Source organism: Sutcliffiella deserti (assembly GCF_020037475.1).
Lineage (GTDB): Bacteria > Bacillota > Bacilli > Bacillales > Bacillaceae_I > Sutcliffiella_A > Sutcliffiella_A deserti.
Window position 1 is genome coordinate 79,350 of record NZ_JAIQDB010000007.1, and the last position, 21,714, is coordinate 101,063.

The following is a 21,714-nucleotide window of genomic DNA, read 5'->3' on the forward strand; positions in this document are numbered from 1 at the left end:
TCGTTTCGTACCCTCTGATCAAGAAACAGTAACTTCCCCACCATTCACATGCAGCACTTGCCCTGTAACGAACCGGGAGTCATCGGAGGCGAGATAAACATAGGTTGGAGCCAGTTCAAACGGCTGAGCAGCTCGCTTCATTGGGTTATATGCACCAAACACTGCTACTTGATCTGACGAAAAGCTTGCTGGAATGAGTGGGGTCCATGTTCTTCCTGGGGCGACAGCATTGACACGGATACCTTGGTCTACCACATTATTGGCAAGGGCACGGGTAAAGCCGACATTTGCAGCCTTTGTAGCTGTATAATCAATCAACTGTTTTTCTCCCGCATAAGCCACTACAGAGGCTGTATTTATAATGGAACTACCAGGTTTTAAATGTGGCAGTGCGGCTCTGGTTGTGTAGAAATGAGAATAGATATTCACCTTGAAAGTGTCATCGAATTGTTCATCAGTTATATCAAGCAAACTTAATTGCTGGAATTGTATCCCTACATGATTGACGAGGATATCCAGTCTGCCAAATGCTTGGATCGTTTGCTCTACAATCGACACACATTGTTTTTTCTCCCTTAAATCCCCCGGCATTAGAATACAACGTTGCCCCAGCTCTTCAATTCTCGCTTTAGTTCGGTTCGCATCCTCGTGCTCATCTAAATATGAGATGGCAACATCTGCACCTTCTTTTGCAAAAGAAATAGCTGTCGCAGCACCAATTCCACTATCACCTGCAGTAATAAGCGCAACCTTTCCTTTCAGCTTTTCACTGCCTTGATAATTCGGATTTTCAATTATGGGCTTAGGCACCATATATTTTTCCAATCCTGGCTGCTGTAACTGACGCTGTTCCGGAAAGTTAAGCGGAATTTCTTGATATTGCGTTATTTTTCCATAGTTAGGATATAAGGGATAGGGATCCTTTTGTTTATTCGCTTCAAACCATTCTTGATACCGCCTTATTTCTTCTATATTTCGTTGTTTGTCATGGGAATCCATCAGGAAGCCTCCTTCAAATCTGCCTTTGCACACCACTATATTTATATATAGGAGACAAACAGGTTTATGCAATTATTTTTTACCTAGTAGCGGTGGATATTTTATCAAAAGGTTAGAAGCAGAAAAGAAATGGGGACTTTTTCACTAAGAAATCCGGTGTTGCGTACCACTTCTAGGGACTTGTGCACGGAACTCGGTTTTTTCGCACCACTTCTCGGGACTTGTGCACGGAACTCATTTTTTCCGCACCACTTCTCGAGATTTGTGCACGGAACGCTTTTTCTCTAAAAATAGAGAAGGGATACACCTGTATGTATTAAGTGGAATTAGACAATGGAAGAGCTATAAACGGAAAGAAGGACTGCACCTATAGTTGCAGTCCTTCTTTCCTATTAACCTGAAAGCTTTAGTCTTGATACGAAGATAGATCTTGCTCAACAGAATGAAGAGAATTGATTGCCTGTTGAATTTTGTTTTTGTTTTCTGGTTTTTCTGCAGAGCTTAAAGCCTGTTGTAAAGTGGATACCGTGTTTTGTACAGATGATCTTCCTTGGTTTACATAGTCCTGTGCATTTGGCATTTGCTGTACCTCCTCTAATCTTAATTCCGTTTTAGTATCTACAAGAATTCAGTTGAATATGAACAGCTTGTGTAGAATAGATAAAAATACTTTAAGGAGAGGTTCATGCTATGATAAAAGAGGAACAGTATCCCAAAAATTAACCAATAAATATAAGAGGTGCCTTTTAATGAGCTGGAAATTAAAGAAATTTAATGATCTAACAAATATAGAACTGTACACAATCTTAAGAGAAAGAACCGCCGTCTTTGTTGTTGAACAAAATTGTCCTTATCTTGAAGTAGATGGAAAAGACCTTCATTCTTATCATCTTTTTAAAGAGGTAAGTGGAGAAATTATCGCTTATTCAAGAATAGTTCCTGCCGGTGTTTCTTATCCCGAAGTTTCTATTGGAAGAGTTTTAGTGAAAAAAGAATTTAGAGGTCAAGGACATGCTGAAGAACTTTTAAGAAGAGGGCTGGACTTTATCCTGTTTGAATTAAAAGAAACCTCTGTAAAAATTCAAGCACAGGACTATTTAAAAAAATTCTACAGTTCCTTTGGATTCCAACCAATAACTGATACATATCTAGAAGATAATATCCCTCACGTTGATATGCTTGTACAATTAGATTAAAAGGAGAAAGTAATGTTGAATGGATAGGAGAATTTAACTTAAAAAAGTCATCCTCGAAAAGATGACAGGGGAGATTGTTAAATAATTTTTATTCGAGTAATCTACTTCGATTTTCTTTCAGTTGCCTTTAAAGTTTGAGTCTCTCCTGTTTTCTGGCGCTCGGCATCTTTTTTGAACGCTTCCATTGCCTTGTAGTAAAGCAGTGTCATTTTTTCCACCTCCCTTTTTGCTAGTTAGTTGTGTCATTCCCGATGTGGTTTTCATTAAAACGTAGAATGGGATAAAACTTTGCCTATTACTTTGGTTCAATCAATAGACGCATTTAACACAGTATTTTTCAAAAAAAAAGATACCCTCCACTAACACTGGGTATCTTTAATAAGTTCTTATTGAAATTGGCCGTTATTATTTTTCACGATCGCTTTTGCTTCTTGAAGGTCGCTTTCAGAAACCTTAAATTCCAGAACATGTGTCTGATGATCGCTATCCTTCTCGTTACCTTTGAACACATCTTTTATCGGATCTAAAATAGTACGATTTCCCTCTGGAACTTTATCCACTAATACATCTTCCACATTCAATCCATGGAGCTTCGTTTTTACACTTTCTGCCTCATTTTCATTTCTAAAGTACGCAGAAATTCTTTCCATTCTGCCTTTCACTCCTCTCGAAATTTCACGCTTTATACCTCTATTTCCTATTTTCAGCATCATTAAACTTTCGTTGGTTAATAATAGTTAACGTAGCAAATGTTTCCGATTGTTAAAGAAATTAACTACTGTTGATAGGTTGGGGATAACTACTTATTTTCTTCCTTTTTAGTTAGGTTATATTTCAACTGTTGATACAATGTGGATAATCTTTTAGTAAAGGAGGAACGGATACTTTGGAATTTAGATTAAAAGGAGCGCTACCCCTTACTGGAAAGCACCATCACAGAAAATGCCATCTTGGATTTTGGAAGAAAGGTTCTTTTTAATAGAAAAAGACTGTTATACATAGAAGATACGCGAATACAATATGAGTAGCAGCGCTTGTACTATTCAATGATACCTGCTTATAAGCGCACTTTTCGAAAATAATTCATCAGGTTAAATGCTTATTTCTTTTTATTTTGATGATTATTTATTATAATTACAATGTAAGAATTTTTATTATCTGCATTAACAAGTCAGTATTAATGTTTGCTGTTTACACTTTTTAAAATAGAAAGGGGAAAGAAATATGGACATGAAAGACAATAAAAACGCTGGAAAGTGCCCGTTTACAGGTGAAAGTGGATCTAGTAAACCTTCCAAAGGGACAAAAAACAAAGACTGGTGGCCTAATCAGCTTGACCTGAATGTTCTTCATCAGCATGATACGAAAACAAACCCACTGGGTGATGATTTTAATTACGCAGAAGAATTTAATAAACTGGATTATGATGCTCTTAAGCAGGATCTACATAATCTTATGACTGACAGCCAAGATTGGTGGCCTGCAGACTATGGTCATTATGGTCCGTTCTTTATCCGGATGTCCTGGCACTCAGCAGGTACGTACCGTATGGTTGATGGCCGCGGTGGCGGAGGAAGTGGCTCACAGCGTTTTGCTCCTCTCAACAGCTGGCCTGACAATGGGAACCTGGATAAAGCCCGCCGCCTTCTATGGCCGATAAAAAAGAAATATGGCAACAAGCTCTCTTGGGCCGACTTGCTCCTCATCACAGGAAATGTGGCAATTGAATCAATGGGCGGAAAGACAATCGGTTTTGGCGGAGGACGCGAAGATATTTGGCATCCTGAAGAAGACGTCAACTGGGGTCCTGAAAAAGAATGGCTCGGCGATAATCGTTACTCCGGCGAGCGTGATCTCGAGCATCCGCTTGCTGCTGTTCAGATGGGCTTGATTTATGTAAATCCAGAAGGTCCAAACGGCGAGCCAGATCCAGTTAAAAGTGCGCGTGATATTCGTGACACCTTCAAGCGGATGGGAATGAATGATGAAGAAACCGTAGCGCTAACAGCCGGCGGTCATACTTTCGGAAAGGCACATGGTGCAGGTGATCCCTCTCATGTTAGTGAAGAACCAGAAGGAGCAGGACTTGAACACCAAGGCTTCGGCTGGAAAAGCACACACGAAACCGGACATGGAGGTTTCACGATTACAAGTGGAATTGAAGGAGCATGGACACCGACACCAACAAAATGGGATATGAGTTATTTCGATTTGCTGTTCGGCTATGAGTGGGAACTAACAAAGAGTCCGGCCGGTGCCTATCAGTGGGCTCCTATCAATCCGGATGAAGAGCACCTTGCACCGGATGCAGCAGACTCATCCAAAAAGGTTCCAACGATGATGACAACAGCTGACATGGCGATGCGTATGGATCCGGATTATGAAAAAATTTCACGTCGTTTCCATCAAAATCCGGATGAGTTTGCCGATGCCTTCGCTCGTGCTTGGTTCAAGCTGCTTCATCGTGATATGGGGCCACGTGAAAGATATCTTGGTCCAGAAGTTCCTGAAGAAGAATTTATCTGGCAGGACCCTGTCCCAGCAGTTGATTATGAATTAACAGAGGCTGAGATTGAAGAACTAAAAGGCAAAATCCTCAATTCAGGGCTAACAGTGAGCGAACTTGTTACAACTGCTTGGGCGTCTGCCAGCACTTACCGCGAATCAGATAAACGCGGTGGAGCGAATGGAGCACGCATCCGTCTTGAACCACAAAAAGACTGGGAAGCAAATGAGCCAGAAAAGCTTTCAAAAGTGCTGACAGTTCTTGAAGACATTCAAAACAACTTTAATAAAAACATTAGCCTCGCAGATTTAATCGTACTTGGCGGCAGTGCAGCTGTTGAAAAAGCCGCAAAAGATGCAGGCTATGATGTTAAGGTTCCTTTTGCACCTGGACGTGGAGATGCTACGCAGGAACAGACAGATGTAGAAAACTTTGAAATGATGGAGCCGGTAACGGATGCTTTCCGCAACTACCAGAAGAAAGAATATAGCATCAAGCCAGAAGAGCTTATGGTAGACAAGGCTCAGTTACTTGATCTGTCCGCGAAAGAATTGACAGTGCTCATTGGTGGAATGCGTGTTCTTGGCACCAACCATAGCGGCACAAAACACGGCGTCTTCACAGATCGAGTTGGAACACTTACTAACGACTTCTTTGTGAACCTACTTGACATGGGAATCGAATGGAAGCCAGTAGACGGCGGAGTCTATGAAGGCCGTGACCGCAAAACAAGTGAACTCGTGCGCACTGCAACGAGAGTTGATCTTGTCTTCGGTTCACACTCCGTTCTCCGTGCCCTTGTTGAAGTGTACGCACAGGACGACAGCCAAGAAAAGTTTGTAAATGACTTTATTGCTGCATGGGTGAAGATTATGAATGCAGATCGGTTTGATTTAAAAGTTAAAAAGTAAGGATAGCATCTTTATGATAACAAGAAGAAGCAGGTACTTGTACCTGCTTCTTCTTGTTTGTATATATAAGTCTCTGCTATAACCTATCACAATTGGAAAGTTCGACTTTATCTTCCTCCACATAATCGAAGCCTTCTGTAACAAGTTCTAGTCCATAATCTGACTGGCTTATTTCTACATCATTTTCTTCACTTTGCACCTTGCTTTTGTTTTGGCTTGCCTCATGTTTTTCCTTATCAGTTCTCATAGTTTTCCTCCAGAATTTTTTTAAAGTTTTCTCTTAGAGGATAAATATTATTCATTTACAAAAGATTTATGCGGACAAATTATTGATCCTCTCTTAATATTAGACAGTCTTTTTTCTTGGCCAAATGAAATAGGAAATAGTGATAACAAGGTCAACACCTAATGCAATTGTCCATATTCTTAACACATTAAACAATGCCTCCGTTCGGGACGGGTCATTTATTAAATAAATTACCACAGCTAGAAGACCAGCTCCAATAAAATAAGATAGAACGTGCCTTCCCCATCCTTTAAGATATTGAAAGGAATGGTCCCTTCCAGACAGTTTAATCGGTTTAGGACCTTCTTTTGTATAATAGTAGCGAAACCTCTCGTCTGCCCATTGAATCATACTTTTTCCAAAGCCAATTGAAACACCAATATAAACAGCAGCAATTGCATGAGCCATTGTTGCTGTAGCTCCGCGGTATAAATCTAAACCGGTAATTATCAATAAAATCAAATCTATTAAAGGTGTTAATGCTAAGAAAAATAAGCCTAACTTTTTTTTCCTTAGAACGTACCTGGTGAATAAACCTAAACCTATAACGATCCAAAACCCTATTTCACAAGCAACAATCATCCATGCAATAAAACTCATAAAGACACCCCACTTAATTAGTAACGTTTCTGTTGATTTTCGTTGAAGCCGCTGCCGGTCCCGCTAGCAGAAACGGCTGATTTTACGATAATCTTTGAATATCAGTTTATACTGTGTCCTTTAAATAAACTTCAAATGCTTTTTCTAAAAACTCCAGAGTATCTGAATCGATAGGGTAAAATCCTGCACTTTCCGATTTTTGAGGCGATTTTCTTATCTCCCATAATTTTTTTACGAATTCCTCATTACTTCCAAATGTTTCTTTTTCTTTTTCGTGTATTCTTTTTACAATCCGTTGTATTTCTGGTGAGGAAATTCCCTTTGGCATATGCTTTTTTAATTGAGCCAATAGTGCAATCCATTCCAATGTTTCAGGACTTCCACTATTTATATTTGGAAGATTCTCAAGCAATTCACTTTCATTCTCATCAAATATATGATTTAAATAGACTTTCCTTTTATCTAGGTTTTGTTGATATAGCTGAATAAGATTCTTAATGCTGGTCAAATCTATACTTCCTTGCAGCATTATTTCATTTAATAATCCCTGTAATGTACCTTCGATTTCTTCTAATCTCTCTTTTTCTTTTGAAATATATGCCAATTGTTTTTGAAGACCAACAGACCAGTCACGATTCTCATCGGACAACATTTCTTTTATTTCTTGTAAACTGAAGCCCAGTGTTTTCAAAAATTGAATTTCCTGTAGTTTTTTAATTTCTTCCTCCTCATATAATCGATGTCCACCCTCTGTTTTAGCTGCTGGGTGGAGAAGCCCTATTTGATCATAATAACGCATCGTTCTAACTGTAATTCCCGTTTGCTTTGTAAGTTCTTTAATTGTAATCAAGTGTAAGAACCCCCGTTTTCTTATTATTAATTACATTATATAGAAAGACGTTACGTCACTTTCAAGGGTTTATTTAAAACATTTCAAAAAATACGCATAAATGTATTCCTCCCAGCTTATTATTGGAGCCCAATAATAAACCCATCTAACTATACAACTTTAATGAAACTAAGTGTTATTGCACTATTGGAGAACAGAAAAGGTGTAACTAAGAATTTAGTTACACCTTGTAGACTGTAGATAAACTTAAGGTACCTGTATAATAATGTACGTTGATTTCCGTTCCAGGCACTTCGCTTTCCGCGGGCGGTCCGGGAGCCTCCACGACGCGCAAACGCGCCTGCGGGGTCTCCCTCGTCCCTTCCTCGAGGCCCCTGATAAAGTACATAAATCTAGGTTTGTGTTAAACACCGCTGTTACTTTCCGCAAATGGCTTCGCTTTCCGCGGGCGGTCCGGGAGCCTCCTCGACGCGCATACGCGCCTGCGGGGTCTCCCTTGTCCCTTCCTCGAGGCCACTGATAAAGTACATAATTCTAGGTTTGTGTTAAACACCGCTGTTACTTTCCGCAAATGGCTTCGCTTTCCGCGGGGCGACCTTGAGCCTCCTCGGGCTATGCCCTGCGGGGTCTCAAGCTTGTCGCTACTCTCCCGCTGGAGTCTACGCCATTTGCTCCAATCCACAGCTAGAAGCCACACAAAACTATATGTTTTCAGTTTTTCAGTGGCCTTCCCTTCCTCCCGCAGGAGTCTTCGTGCCTTCCACTCCAATCAACTCAGTATTCTAAATTTTCGTGGGCGATTAACAAGTGTATTTTATTTAAATATAAAAAAATTAACAATTCTATCATTTGGTTACTTATCAATTTTTGTAAAAATGTACGGAAAGCAAGGATCATCAAAAGCTGGTAAGTCGACCAACTGAGACACTAAAAAGAGGTCTAGGAGATTGTAAGCGTAAACAGACCATGGAGCGAGTATGAGCCGATGAAAAAGAAAGCATGGTATGTGTTGACAACCCTAAGTAGGCTTAAAAGTTGTCCATGTAGGAGATGTATACTTTCTCTGCATTAAATTTAAAGAAGACGGCTACTGGCCATGAGAGGGTTAGCTAGAGCCTAAATATAGAATTTAAGAGATATCTATCCACCTAAAAAACTACTAAATCTTAAAAGGTGTAACTAAAAATCTAGTTACACCTGTCTGTTTACATTTTTATCTTTATAAACTTACGTTTCCCAACTTGCACAACTAATCCATCCGTAATAGAAACTTCTAGTCTTGGATCTTCTATTTTAGCTCCATTTAATTTTACACCTTTATTATCAATCATTCGTCGAGCTTCACTTTTAGAACTTAACATTTGTAACTCAACTAAAAATTCTGTTATCGGCATTTCCTTGGTACCTTTCCATTCAACCACAGGCATTTCATCAGGTACTGCTCCCTGTTGAAAGACGGAAACGAAGTGCTGCTCCGCTTTTTCTGCCATTTTTTCTCCGTGATACATTCTGACAATTGTTTTTCCTAAAAGCATTTTAGCATCTCTTGGATGAAGTTTATCCGACTCCAGATCGCTTTTGATGGTTCCAATTTGATCAGGTGAGAAATCAGTAATTAGTTCAAAGTATTTAGCCATTAGTTCATCTGGAATCGACATTGCTTTACCGTACATTTCTTGAGGACTTTCATCAATTCCGATGTAATTTTTCTTTGATTTAGACATCTTTTCTACACCATCAAGTCCTTCCAATAATGGCATAAGCATGGCAACTTGTTTTTCTTTACCAAACTTCTCTTGAAAGTGTCTTCCCATTAGAATATTAAAGTGCTGATCCGTTCCTCCAAGTTCAATATCACACTCTAGTACAACCGAATCGTAACCTTGCATCAACGGGTAGAAAAATTCATGCAGTGAAATAGGCTTCCCAAGAGCGATTCTTTGTTCAAAATCGTCCCTTTCCATTAATCTTGCCACTGTTATTTTTCCTGCCAACTGAATCACATCTTCAAAGTTTAATTGTGATAGCCACTTAGAATTATAATGAAGTTCGATTTTTTCCATATCCATCACTTTTCCAAACTGCTCAAAATATGTTTTGGCATTGTGTTTCACTTCTTCATCCGTTAGTGCCTTTCTAGCAACAGACTTTCCTGTCGGGTCACCAATCTTTCCAGTAAAATCCCCAATCAATAACTGGATGATATGTCCATTCTCTTGAAACTGCCTCATTTTCTTTAGTACGACAGTATGACCAAGGTGTACATCTGGAGCTGAAGGATCTAACCCTAATTTGATTTTAAGTGGCCGTTTTTCTAATACTGATTGGGCTACTTTCTTTTCTAGTTCTTCCACTGGAATAATTTCCTGCACACCTTGCGTGTAGATCGCCATTTGTCTCTTTACTTCCATTTTCTGTTCTTCGGTTAGTTGTTCTTTCAATATTTCACTCATTTTTTTCCTCCATCATTCAAAAATGATTTTCTTTAATTATTTTTCTTAATAAAACGGAAACGTTCTGTTGCTCTTTTACCGAAAGGCTAGAAACAATTTCTACTTCACCTTGATGGAACCGTGGATACAGGTCTTCCATCGTCCTTCTACCTTTCTCCGTTATGGTGACATAAGTAATTCTCCTGTCTCTATTGTCTCCCTTCCGATAACATAATTCCTTTGATTCCAACGTTTTCGTAATGTTGCTTACTGTTGCCTTTGTAACTCCGGCAGACTCGGCTAATTTCTTCGTTTCAACTTGATTTCCTATCCATAAATCATAAAGCAGTGAGAAGGATGTCCAAGATAAACCATATTCCGATAAAACCTCTCGCTCCATTTTATTTCTTAATCCCTGTGCAATACGATAGATATTCGTTACAACAGCAATTGCATCCAAATTAAGTGATTCCATTGGTAATTTTGTTAAAAGGTTAATTGTATCAATTTCTTCAGGAAGTAATTCCCCTTCTTCATTAAATGAATGAATAAAAACTCCCCCTTAAATTTTCAAAATCGTTAGCTATGAAACGATTTTACTAAAAAAGAAAAGTAAATGCAACAAAGCAATTACTGGAAAACTCGGTTTATCTATGTATGACTGCTTTAATTTATCTCTTGAATAAGTCCTAATAAACCCTCAGGAACAAGTCGTAACTTCCCCTTTTGAAATTCACTTACTGGTTTCCAATACAACGTGAATATTGTTCCATCGTCTTCTTGACCATCAAAGGAACATTTTTTATAAAATGAAGTGTCAACAAAGGTTGCATCATAAATCATAACTATTTCGTGGCCAATCTCACCGTTGTATTTAAAAATGTTTTCAAGCGTTCCTAGATATTTTAGATTAGTTATACTCGCCTTTATTTCTTCTTTAATTTCTCTTCTCAAAGCATCCGAGCTTAATTCCCCATATTCAATGCCTCCACCTATGGGGCGATAATAGTACTCCTTGCTTACGTTGTCAAAACCTTCAGCAACAAGAATTGAATCGTTGTTCTGAAATAAACAAATAGCCAGGGGTCTAATTACTCCCTTTTTCATTTAAAAACCTCCTTGATGATTTGAAAATCATTTTTAATTAGCTCTTTCTTCAGTTCAATGAAAAGTACAATTCTCCTTCTAGAGAAACACTATATCAACACTCTTCTTTAACAGAGCTTACATAAAAAGATTGAACTTTTAAAGCCACTTCACCCGGTTTAACATCAATACAGGATAACTTTTCTATTTCTACCCACAACGGTAAATAACTTCCTCTGTCTCTTTTTTCGTCAGTGTATTCTTCACCTGCTCCGGATCCGAATCTTCCACTAATTATCTCTGAATTGAAAAAGTATTGGGTCCCATTAAATTCTACTTTTGAAATACACTCCTTTACCTCTACCTCAACTCCTAATTCTTCTAAGGCTTCTCTTTTAGCCGCACTAACAGGTGTTTCTCCTTCTTGAATCCCTCCACCAGGAAAAACATAATAAACAGATCCTTCTCTAACTCTTTTTACTAGTGCTACTTTTTTATTTTCTATTAAAACTACCGCACTTCGATCTCTCACAAGCACTCTCCTAATCTTAGTTACACTTTCTATTACAAAATCAACTTTCAACTAATAAGAAGACACTCACCTTATTAAAGATGAGCGCCTTTAATGGAATACTAAAATAGGTTTTAAATCCACTCTATTCCATGTTCACGAATGAATTGAAGCTCCTTTTGGTAATGTTCAAGATGTCCTTCATCGATCATTTTTTGAAACGCTGTATCGCCTTCTGTGGCTTTCCTAAGCATGGTTTTACATAAGCCTTCCACTCGTAGCAGAACCATATCTAAAAAACCTTTTTCCATTCCCTCGATACCGTAGGATTCAAAAAACAATTTAATTCTTTGTTTTATATGGTCAGCATCCTTTAATGACTCATAATAAACCGCCTCACCTGTTTCAGTGTGATAAAGTCTACTTAAAGGGACGCAAGTATAAAGTGTATAGGCTATATCCCAAAGTCGTGGACCAGGAGCAGCAAGGTCAAAATCAATAATTCCCACTGGCTTTTCGTTATTAAAAATTATATTATAGATGGCAAAATCATTGTGACATAGCACCTCAAATGGCTGAGGTGTTTTATCGATTGCTTGCCAACTTTCTTCAATTGGAAAATCACTTACAGCATTATGATAGTGACGAAGCATTTTCGCTATCTTTTTTAAAGCGTCTTCAGACCACATATATTTTTTTAAAGGGTAATTACCAGCTTCCCCTTCAATAAAGGATAATATCTCTCTATTTTTTTCATCTATACCTAAAAACTTTGGTGAGTAGCTAAAACCTTTGTTCTCTAAATGTAATAATACCTCGTGAATTTTGGAACTGTCATCCTTTAAGTCTCGGCGCACAGTATTTCCTGAACGGTATACGTTTGAGACATTTCCACCTGATAGTACTTCTTCGTTATCGTATTCTCTTTTCATCTGAATTCCCCCAAAATATAGGGACATAAGGATGTGTCAATAGAGATGTATTTTATCCATAATTAAAAGCAGATAGACAAAGGTATCTGCTTGGCAATGGGAAATTAATTGTCCACACCGTGAATCCCCTGAATGATCTAAAAGATAGACAAATAAACGCATCCTCAAGAAGGACCGTAGCAATTTCTATCTGATTACCTAATCATTTCAAGGTATTCCACATATGAATAGATTCCCCTTTCACTACATCTCTAAGTTAGACAATACCAATTTTATCTAATTAAGTAAAGGAGTATATCGCCAGCTTTTCAATTATTCTACTGTTTTTTTGTTAGTTGAATTTTCTTTTGGAATAAGCGTTATAATAATCCATCTGATAATCCCAATCAGCATAATAAGAACCCCATTAAGTAATGTGATGAGTCCTAATAACGCCCCGCCGTAACCAGCACCTTCTCCTGTTCCTCCAGAACTCCAATCATAAAAATAAAGCAACGATTCACCACTTAAATAACCAAGAAAGGGAGCAAGAATCATCATAATGATGCCCGCTACTATTAGATTTAATTTCCCTTTTCCAAATAATAGAAAGAAAACTACATTGAGTGAGATGATGGCTAAGATAAATAACAGTAAAATCAAAATGTCCATAAGCACTCTCTCCTTTTACCTAACCATTTTATCTACTCGAAAGACTCTGCCATTTTAATGAACTTGCTTTTACTCACTTCTTTTGGCGTTAATTTGTAATAATAGAAGATTTGGTAGTTAACGTTATTCTCTTGCCAGGAAAGACTGCGTTTACCTGAATAGTCAGAAATGAATTTGCCCTGTATCCCCTGTCCTATCTCTACCATTTCAATTTCCCCTTTTAAACTAGGACTCTCTTTACTTATCGCAATTTCAAGGTGCTCTTTGTTTGGAATATTTGAGATGACAACCGTCATTTCTTCCTTATCCGGAGTCACCGTGCTATTAGACACTTCCATTTCATCAAAAGGTACTTTCGTTGGTAGTTTGGCTTGGAACGGTAACTCCTTTGCTTCCTCAAGTAGATTCGTATTGTCATAACTGTATAATTTCATGTTCCCAACTGACCACCCAACAGCCAGTAGTACAAATAAAGTCAGCACTCCGTAGAGTAATAGTTTTCTTCTTTTCAACTTTTTAGCTCCCCTCTTATTAAACCGCTCGAATAAAGAACTACTAGCTCTCATCTAAAAATCATGACTCGCTTATCCCCGCTGTTTTGTGACGATATACAAACAAGGTAATTACATTTAAAAGAAGTGTAACAACGAGAAGAACTGTTGCTGCAAAAACTACACCACCGCTTGTGTCCATAAGAGCAGACCAATCTTCAATCTTTACAAGATAATTATTATAGACCATCTGAAAATATAACGATATTGAACAAGCACTAATGCTCATAATGGAAAGAACTCCCCAATTCCTATGCTCATGCTTTTTATATTGCAAGAGATTAATTACCGGAAGTATCCAAGCAATTAGACCAAGCACAAGACTGCCAATATTAAGCCAACCAACCATTTTAAATACCCCTTTGGCGATTATAAATTATTTAATTTAAACTAGTCCTAAGCTATTACTGCATATAGAGCCCAAATTAAATAGCGGCAAGATAGAAGTGTCACTAATACACTCCCCATTACCTATCTAGTTTCAGTTCGTTGTTTTCCTTTTTCCGTTACTGCCATTTTTCTTGTCATATTCTTAATTTTATCAACTGGCTTAAACCGCAATGCGGACCAATCTTCATCAATCGCAACTTGCCGAACTGGCTCAAAGTTCTCATCGGCTAATAGAGCAGCGACTGTCTCTCGATTACAATCTGCTCCTTTATAAGTCTTGGATGATTTTTTCGGATAACAAAGCCATAAGAGTCCATCTTCAGCCAGTACCTCTGAACCTTGCTTTGCATATTTTTGGATCTCTTCATTAGAAGTGCCGAATACTTGTGCAAATGGGTACGATTCTAATAGAATCTCTTTATGTACTTCTGCTTCAAAAGCACTTATAACTTCTCCATATTCCTTAGGAGCATTTAGTATCAATACTGGTGTACTCTGATCTTTTAACTGTAGCTTTTTAATTATAGCAGCTTGCTCTGACACTTCTTATTCCTCCCTAATCTAACCATCCACTGGCTCTATATTTATCAAACCCTTTTTTCGTTAACTCCTGTAATTCTTCAAATAATGATTTATCGATTTTCTTAAAATTGAAACATGACTTTCCTTGCATTCGTTTTTTCAGAGGCTGTGAGATACTTTCTAGCAATTCTGGATAAACATAAACAGGCATAAGATAAAAACTCACATAATTTTTCTTAATATGAACAGATCCAAAATATCCATCACACGTTTTTGTAACAGGATTATTCGCAGTGTTAAGGTAGTATTCATCCTCCTGATCCTTTTTTAGATTTAAGCTTTCCTCATAATCTTGCAAGATAGCTTTCAGCTGTATAAAAATTCTTTGGAACTCTGCACTCAAACTCAGCACCTCCAGTTATAGATCAATTTTATCATACCCTTATTACCATATATTAGATTATTTTTCATAAGAAAAAAGGCATTATCTATTACATAATTACTTCTCTTCTGTTGCTAAAATCCCCTCTAACACTTGGGGAAAAAGGGGCGTTACCACAAAAGCAAAAAAGGCTTTGCTTCTCTCAGACTTTTGAGTGAATGGGGGTAATTCGGGGACAACTTGCTCTTTAACACAATTTCGTGACGACTTTATTCCAACTGTGGAAGAAGTGTGGAAAACAATTCTTTTATACACATAGTTTTTGAAAAAGGCTCTGTAAAGATGAGTGTTGATAATAGTACTTCCCCAGCGATGATTGGAGCAAAAGGCGGAGATTCCACGTCCGGCCGCGGTAGACTTGCGACCCCGCAGGCGCAGCCGAGGAGGCTTCAGCACCGCCCCGTGGAACACTTTTTTCTTCCCCAGCTACCGCTAAGCAATGGTTCCCCCATGCATGGAAAACAAATAAAAATCCTCTTCGTCTGTTAAGGTCCAACCATCAAAATAGGAGCTTGCATGGAACACATCCAAAAAGATGTTGTCACATTGTACGATTAGAAGGGGACAATGCTCGTATAGCTGTACATCTATAATTGTTTTACCAATCAATACCTCTTTGATTGGTTTCCAATCCAGTTGGTTGGATCGGATATCTGTTTCCCCATACATTATTGCCTCGGCATCCCGAATCCTCCAAGGACATTCAATGATGATTGCACCTTTTTCCAAAGTAATTATAAAATGACCGTCTGAATCAATTCCAGTAACCTTTTGTCCGATTAACTGCTCAAAGTTGATATCACTGATTTTCATATGCCAGAATCTGCGAGCATGTGAAACAATTATTTTATTAATATTTTCCAAAGTATAGCCAGGAAAATTATCTCCATGCTGAAAGTCATCAATCGCATCACTGACCTCTTGCCACTTCATCTGCTCCTCAAACAAGTCATGCTCGATTGTACAGTCATAAATTTCCTTGACAACTTCCATAGCGTTCTTAACCGGCATTAACAATTGTGAATGCAAGTTTTTCAAGTGATAGTCAACACACTGCTCTTTAGACGGCGCTTCTTTTTGAATACTATTCATCGCATCATGGAACATTTTTTCAACTTCAAATATATTTAACTGCCCTTGCATGCCTGCTAGTTTCCTAAGGTTGGGAGTATCTATCTCTTTATAAAGACTGTGAATCGCCCATTTTACATAATCAGGTGCCTGGACCTTACCAGTATATTTTTTGTAGTATAATTCTAACAGTTCCATTTCAAACACCTCCAAATCACTTTCATAGGTGCTATAAAGCCTCCGTAATTTCCACTCTCCAACAGCCTACTATTTAAGTGTATCAGCGGGTGGAAAAATCTTCAATTCTTTTTTAAATGTACTGTAAAGGGCTGCTGAACTACTGATAGGCTACTAAATTATAGAAATGGCACGCACACAAAAACAAAAGGCATCAAGTTCGATACCTTTTGTCGGCAACCCTAAACTGAACTTAAATAAATTCTTCCTTTTTGATAAGAGTGGACTAGGAGGTAAGGTATCAACTGCCATAAAGATTTTACTCATCTGAGTTATAGTACTTGACTTTAAAGTCTTATATTATGTTTGTAGTAAAAAAGAACTTAGCATAAACTAAGTTCTTCAGACTTTTAGGATATTCTCCTGAAGGCATTCACAAAAATTAATCCGCTTTATATATTAGGAAACAAAGTTAAAAGGCAACAACCACAAGGGTTAGTTGCCTTCTTTTAAAATGAGTTGCGACACACACTCCACATGCGCGGTATGAGGAAACATATCCACCGGCTGCAGGTATTCCACCTTATACTTCTTACTCATAAACTGGATATCCTTCGCCAATGTAGAAGGATTACAGGAAACATAGACGAACCGTTTAGGCTGGACGTCGAGAACTGTCTGCAAGAATTTCTCATCGCAACCGGTTCGCGGCGGATCTACGATGATTGTGTCAGGTTTCCAGCCTTCTTTTACCCATTTTGGCAACCATTTTTCCGCTTTCCCTGTCACATACTGCATGTTAGTGTAGCCATGTTTTTTCGCGTTTTTCTTGGCATCTTCAATAGAGTCAGGGATGGTGTCCATTCCGCGGACCTCACCTGCTCCCTCAGCAAGCCATAGCCCTATGGTTCCGACTCCACAATAGGCATCTACCACTTTTTCTTTGCCAGTCAATGCGGCTGCTTTTTTGACTTCATCATACAGCTTTACTGTTTGAACAGGGTTCAGCTGGAAGAAAGCACGGGCGCTCAATTCGAACTGAACGTCTCCAAGCGTTTCCTGGATTACCTGTTCGCCGCTTAGGTGGATGGTTTCTTCACCGAAGATAAGGGATGTCTTCTGTCCATTAATATTTTGCAGAATACTCTTCACCTGTGGCAAGCGCTTATGGATTTCTTCGACAATCATCTGTTTCTTAGGCAGCTTCTCTTGTGCGGTTATAAGTACAACTTGGATTTCGCCGCTTGAGAAACCGACACGTGTCATAATAGTACGAACAATCCCTTTGCCACCTTTTTCGTTATAAACCGAAACATTAAAATCTTGTAATATCTGTTTTACCGTATTTGTCACTTCTGTTGTTGAGCGGTGCTGTACTAAACACTCAGAGATATTGATCAGCTTATGTGAATTTTCTCCATATAGCCCAGCGATGATTTTTTCCTTTTGCTTTCCAACCTGGAACTGGCTTTTGTTGCGATAGTGCCACGGATCATCCATGCCAATTGTTGGTCTGATATCAAGCTTTTCTACGTTCAGCTTGGTATGGCGCTCTAAGGATTGGATCACGATGTCTCTTTTGTGGTCTAACTGCTGCTCGTATTGTAAGTGCTGCAGTTGACAACCGCCACATTGCTCATAAATCGGGCAAGGTGGGGCAATTCTATGTGGAGATTTGATTCTGATTTTCTTGATTTTTGCTTCGGCAAATTTATGTTTGACGTTAGTGACCTCAGCGACAACTTCTTCACCAGGAAGTGCTCCTTTTACAAAGACAACTTGCTTTTTGAAGTAGCCAACTCCTTCGCCATTAATTCCGAGGCGCTTAATTTTCAGTGGGAAGGTTTGGCCTTGCGTCATGGTGACATTCGTTTGAGTTGATTTTGGTGCAGGTTTTTTCGTTTTCATTTCACAAGCTCCTCATGTTGCGGTTCGATGCTTCTCCATAGGTAAAGGGAAGCATAGCTTAAATATGGCTCCCAATTCTTGCTCCACTCCTGCATTTGTATGGTGGACGGCTTATGGTCGAGTCCTTTTACTTTTTTTAAGGCATTCTGGATGCCAATGTCTGCTATCGGGAAAAGATTTGGACGTCCTAGTCCGAACAACAATAGATTTTGAACCGTCCATGGCCCGATCCCTCTTATTTTGATCAGTTCTTTAAGAATTACGTCGTCTGGTTTATCGTGCAGTTCGTATAAAAGGAAGGCTCCTTCTACAATTAACTGTGAAGTATCGATGATGTACTCCGCTTTGCGGCGGCTCATTTTTAGAGCAGTAATGTCTTCATAATCAAGCTTTGCCACGTCCTCCGGCTTCGGATAGAACCAGACCCCTTCCTGCTCAAAACCAAATGTGTGAACAAATCGCTCGGTTAAGGTATGGGCAAATTTCATATTCACTTGCTGATGGATGATGCATTTCATTAAACAATGGTACAAATCAAAATCGAGCACAAGTGGCGTTCCTTTATGTTCCTCAAAAATATCTGCCAGCTCTGTTTCGGCAAAATGAATGCTAATCGGATGCAGTGATTTGTCCCATTGAAAAATTCTTTTGACCTCTTTCACTTCTTTTTCCGTAAAGGCAGAAGCGCTCGTCAGCTCGAATCTTGGTTGCTCTGTTGTTCCTTTTGCTTTTACCGTAATGACGATTGGGGCATTTTCTCTATATAAAGGAACCTTGACTTGTCGATCACTTAGACTGACCTCCATCAAGGGATCAATCGATAACCTTTGAAGAACTCTGTCAAAATTATATGGACCTTCTATTTTTATCGTTATCACACTTTTTGCCACCTTTACTTTCAATCCTGTCCCAATTATAACGGCTTTCCGGCTCCTTGCCAAACGAGTAAGATTAAGCGGATTTGGGGAAATATTAGATATTTAAGATGAGGCAGGAAGTGTAAGGCTCTTTTTGTAAGGAATGTTACTGCAAAAAAGAAAGCTCCCCGACTGTTGTCAAAGAGCTAATCTGCTTGAATGAGAAGCATCGGATCTGGAATACTATTTTGCGCTGTCACTTGATCAAGGCTTTTGAATTCATATCCTTGGCTGCGAAGGTCATCGATTACCTTACCCAATGCATCCGCATTGTCTTTTGAGACACTGTGGAGAAGTAGAATTGCTCCAGGGTGGATTTGAGCCATGATGTTATCATATGCATATTTCCAACCTTTCTGTTGATCTGTTTTCCAATCAACATAGGCAAGCGACCAGAATACGTGCTGGTAACCAAGGTTATTTGCCATCACAATCGAGCGTTCACTGAAGGTTCCTCGCGGTGGGCGAAGATAGGTCATATTGTCCAAACCAGTGATTTTTTTGTATTCCTCCCGAATCATCTCCAGCTCTTTTTTAAATCGAACATCGTTTACCTTCGTCAAGTCCGGGTGGTGCCAGGAATGATTCCCTACAATATGCCCCTCATCCACCATTCGCTTGATAAGTGCGGGCTGATCTGTCATGTAGTAGCCTGTTACGAAAAATGCAGCTGGCACCTTTTTCTCCTTTAGCACATCGAGAACTTGCGGTGTTAAGCCATTTTCATAACCATTGTCGAAGGTTAGGTAGATTTCCTTTTTGGAAATGTCTCCATGGTAAAAGCTGTTATGTTTTTTTAACAAGTCATTATACTGCTTTCCTGCGTCAGGCGGCTGATGATTCTGGCTTTTTTTAAATCCCCAGTGCAGGGTTGTATTTGAATAATCAGAAGCTAGGCCTGCCTCTGGTAATAAAAATAATGTAATGGTACATAATAATATCAAAAATTTTTTCTTCATGCAGTTGTTCCTCCTTTCTTTTGATACCTACTGTAATATTAGGTTTTGTAGGAAAAGAAAGAAAGATACTCTGCATTGTTTTCCAATTAGTGAACAGCGCTTTTATGCTAAAACAAAAGCAACTAGGATCGAAATCCAGGTTGCTCCTAAAAAACATATATTAACTAAATACTTTATCCTTAAACTGCGCAAGCTTTTCTAAAGAGGATTTTTCCACATCAGCATGTAAGCTATTGCCGTGGGAGTCCATTGTTACAACTGCGGTAAAGCCTTCTACCTTTAAGTGCCACATTGCTTCTGGGATACCGAATTGCATTAAATCTACCCCATCCACACCTTTAATACAGTCTGCATAGTATTGTGCTGCTCCACCGATTGCATTCAGGTAGACGCCGCCATGCTCTTCTAATGCCTTTAACGTTTTTGGACCCATTCCACCTTTTCCCATTACCGCACGGATACCGAAACGTTTCATAATGTCTCCTTGGTAAGGTTCCTCACGGATTGATGTTGTTGGGCCTGCAGCTTTAACCACCCAGTTGCCTTCATCATCCTTGAGCATTACTGGACCACAGTGGTAGATAATTTGACCGTCTAAATCAACCGGCGAGTCATTATCGGACAAATATTTATGAATTGCGTCGCGGCCTGTAAACATGCGACCGTTTATGCGTACCACATCGCCGACCTTAAGCTCACGGATTTTTTCTTCTGTAATAGGTGCTTCTAAGACAATTTCATTTGCTTCTGAAGTAGCAGCCACTTCTTCCTGTTGCGCTACTTCCTTTGAAAAGTCGATCATTTCACCTTCCTGGTACATCCAATCCATAAGGTTGCCAGTTTCAGGATCAATTTTCACCCCAAGACGGCGGTATGCCCAGCAGTTATACGCAACTGATACAAAGAAACTTGCTGGAATGCGGTTTGCCACTCCAACTTTACAACCAAGCAGAGTAGTTTCCCCACCAAAGCCCATCGTGCCAATTCCTAGCTTATTTGCATTCTCCATTACGTATTCTTCTAACTGCTTTAACTCGGGGATTAAATTCTCGTCATCTAAGCTACGGAATAATTGCTCCTTGGCAAGCTCATATCCAGAAGTTCTGTCGCCACCAATTCCCACTCCAATTACTCCGGCACTACAGCCTTGTCCTTGTGCTTGGTACACGGAGTGCATCACACATTTACGGATACCATCAAGATCACGGCCAGCACGACCCAGCCCTTCAAGTTCACATGGCAGGCTATATTGGATATTTTTATTTTCACAGCCACCACCTTTTAAAATAAGGCGGGCATCGATGTAGTCCTCTTCCCACTGCTCAAACTTGATAACTGGTGTTCCCATTCCAAGATTGTCGCCACTGTTGTCCCCTGTCAGTGAATCTACTGAGTTCGGACGCAGCTTCCCGTCCTTTGTTGCCTGTGCAATTGCTCCATAAATTGCTTCTTTTATTTTAAGTTGGTTGACGCCAACCGGAGTTTTGATTTTAAATGTTGGAAGTCCTGTATCCTGACAGATCGGTGAGACATTTTCATCTGCCATTGTAATGTTTTCTGTAATGGTTGCAAGTGACATCGCAGCTCTCGTTCCAGCGCTCTCGCTTAGCTTCGCCTTTGCAATCGCACGGCGAACATCCTTAGGAAGCTTTGTTGATGTTTCCACGATTAATTGATACATGCTGTCGAATAATTTCTCCATATTAATAATCCCTCTCCTATCCCCTTGTTGAAAAACTAATATCTTTATCTAAATTATCTATTCTTTTTCACAATAATTATTATACTTGTTCTCTTGTAGTAGTTAAAGCTATTTG

The 21,714-nt window shown here is 39.1% G+C and carries 23 protein-coding genes; 2 read left to right on the plus strand and 21 right to left on the minus strand.

Annotated features, from left to right (window positions below; translation table 11 throughout):
* Positions 1-18: 18 nt before the first annotated feature.
* Positions 19-999, minus strand: a complete 981-nt coding sequence (locus K9B36_RS12790) for an SDR family oxidoreductase (protein WP_223702556.1) — start codon at positions 997-999, stop codon at positions 19-21.
* Between the two features lie 406 nt (positions 1,000-1,405).
* Entirely contained in the window at positions 1,406-1,579 is a 174-nt protein-coding gene (locus K9B36_RS12795; protein ID WP_223702558.1) for a hypothetical protein, read from the minus strand.
* A gap of 169 nt (positions 1,580-1,748) precedes the next feature.
* On the opposite strand from K9B36_RS12795, the gene K9B36_RS12800 reads away from it, so the two are divergent.
* Complete coding sequence (locus K9B36_RS12800; protein WP_223702559.1) at positions 1,749-2,195, plus strand: GNAT family N-acetyltransferase; 447 nt, start codon at positions 1,749-1,751, stop codon at positions 2,193-2,195.
* Positions 2,196-2,581: 386 nt separating this feature from the next.
* On the opposite strand, the gene K9B36_RS12805 is transcribed toward K9B36_RS12800, so the two are convergent.
* Entirely contained in the window at positions 2,582-2,845 is a 264-nt protein-coding gene (locus K9B36_RS12805; protein WP_223702560.1) for a hypothetical protein, read from the minus strand.
* Positions 2,846-3,419: 574 nt separating this feature from the next.
* Here K9B36_RS12805 and katG point away from each other — a divergent pair.
* Complete coding sequence (katG, locus tag K9B36_RS12810) at positions 3,420-5,612, plus strand: catalase/peroxidase HPI (protein ID WP_223702561.1); 2,193 nt, start codon at positions 3,420-3,422, stop codon at positions 5,610-5,612.
* A gap of 76 nt (positions 5,613-5,688) precedes the next feature.
* Here the strand turns inward: katG and K9B36_RS12815 are convergent, their stop codons facing one another.
* From K9B36_RS12815 to K9B36_RS12900, 18 genes are all read right to left on the minus strand, one after another.
* Positions 5,689-5,859: a hypothetical protein gene (locus K9B36_RS12815; protein ID WP_223702562.1), complete on the minus strand. Its 171-nt coding sequence runs from the start codon at positions 5,857-5,859 to the stop codon at positions 5,689-5,691.
* A gap of 99 nt (positions 5,860-5,958) precedes the next feature.
* A complete protein-coding gene (locus K9B36_RS12820; RefSeq protein WP_223702563.1) occupies positions 5,959-6,498 on the minus strand; it encodes a hypothetical protein in 540 nt (179 codons plus the stop codon).
* A gap of 106 nt (positions 6,499-6,604) precedes the next feature.
* Positions 6,605-7,348: a MerR family transcriptional regulator gene (locus tag K9B36_RS12825; protein ID WP_223702564.1), complete on the minus strand. Its 744-nt coding sequence runs from the start codon at positions 7,346-7,348 to the stop codon at positions 6,605-6,607.
* 1,205 nt (positions 7,349-8,553) lie between these two features.
* Positions 8,554-9,801: a tyrosine--tRNA ligase gene (gene tyrS / locus K9B36_RS12830; protein WP_223702567.1), complete on the minus strand. Its 1,248-nt coding sequence runs from the start codon at positions 9,799-9,801 to the stop codon at positions 8,554-8,556.
* 16 nt (positions 9,802-9,817) lie between these two features.
* On the minus strand, positions 9,818-10,255 hold the full coding sequence (locus K9B36_RS12835) for a MarR family winged helix-turn-helix transcriptional regulator (protein ID WP_263399356.1): 438 nt from the start codon (positions 10,253-10,255) through the stop codon (positions 9,818-9,820).
* A 191-nt stretch (positions 10,256-10,446) separates the two neighbouring features.
* Positions 10,447-10,887 (minus strand): NUDIX hydrolase, encoded by a 441-nt coding sequence (locus K9B36_RS12840; protein ID WP_223702568.1) that lies wholly within the window; start codon positions 10,885-10,887, stop codon positions 10,447-10,449.
* Between the two features lie 94 nt (positions 10,888-10,981).
* A complete protein-coding gene (locus tag K9B36_RS12845; protein WP_223702569.1) occupies positions 10,982-11,398 on the minus strand; it encodes an NUDIX hydrolase in 417 nt (138 codons plus the stop codon).
* 113 nt (positions 11,399-11,511) lie between these two features.
* Positions 11,512-12,309, minus strand: a complete 798-nt coding sequence (locus K9B36_RS12850; RefSeq protein WP_223702570.1) for a phosphotransferase — start codon at positions 12,307-12,309, stop codon at positions 11,512-11,514.
* A 312-nt stretch (positions 12,310-12,621) separates the two neighbouring features.
* The gene (locus tag K9B36_RS12855) at positions 12,622-12,960 is read right to left on the minus strand and encodes an inner-membrane translocator (RefSeq protein WP_223702571.1); all 339 of its coding nucleotides are present in this window, start codon (positions 12,958-12,960) and stop codon (positions 12,622-12,624) included.
* 32 nt (positions 12,961-12,992) lie between these two features.
* Complete coding sequence (locus K9B36_RS12860; RefSeq protein ID WP_223702572.1) at positions 12,993-13,472, minus strand: hypothetical protein; 480 nt, start codon at positions 13,470-13,472, stop codon at positions 12,993-12,995.
* 61 nt (positions 13,473-13,533) lie between these two features.
* Complete coding sequence (locus K9B36_RS12865; RefSeq protein ID WP_223702574.1) at positions 13,534-13,860, minus strand: hypothetical protein; 327 nt, start codon at positions 13,858-13,860, stop codon at positions 13,534-13,536.
* A 122-nt stretch (positions 13,861-13,982) separates the two neighbouring features.
* Entirely contained in the window at positions 13,983-14,444 is a 462-nt protein-coding gene (locus tag K9B36_RS12870; RefSeq protein ID WP_223702576.1) for a DUF3052 domain-containing protein, read from the minus strand.
* A 13-nt stretch (positions 14,445-14,457) separates the two neighbouring features.
* Positions 14,458-14,826, minus strand: coding sequence for a hypothetical protein (locus K9B36_RS12875; RefSeq protein WP_223702578.1), 369 nt, complete (start codon positions 14,824-14,826; stop codon positions 14,458-14,460).
* Between the two features lie 471 nt (positions 14,827-15,297).
* A complete protein-coding gene (locus K9B36_RS12880; protein ID WP_223702580.1) occupies positions 15,298-16,134 on the minus strand; it encodes a hypothetical protein in 837 nt (278 codons plus the stop codon).
* 474 nt (positions 16,135-16,608) lie between these two features.
* Positions 16,609-18,021 (minus strand): 23S rRNA (uracil(1939)-C(5))-methyltransferase RlmD, encoded by a 1,413-nt coding sequence (gene rlmD, locus K9B36_RS12885; protein WP_223702582.1) that lies wholly within the window; start codon positions 18,019-18,021, stop codon positions 16,609-16,611.
* On the minus strand, positions 18,018-18,899 hold the full coding sequence (locus tag K9B36_RS12890; RefSeq protein WP_223702584.1) for a DNA-3-methyladenine glycosylase family protein: 882 nt from the start codon (positions 18,897-18,899) through the stop codon (positions 18,018-18,020). Before K9B36_RS12890 ends, rlmD begins: the two co-directional genes overlap by 4 nt.
* 185 nt (positions 18,900-19,084) lie before the next feature.
* Entirely contained in the window at positions 19,085-19,897 is an 813-nt protein-coding gene (gene pdaA / locus K9B36_RS12895) for a delta-lactam-biosynthetic de-N-acetylase (RefSeq protein WP_223702585.1), read from the minus strand.
* Positions 19,898-20,057: 160 nt separating this feature from the next.
* Entirely contained in the window at positions 20,058-21,599 is a 1,542-nt protein-coding gene (locus K9B36_RS12900) for a fumarate hydratase (RefSeq protein ID WP_223702586.1), read from the minus strand.
* Positions 21,600-21,714 lie beyond the last annotated feature (115 nt).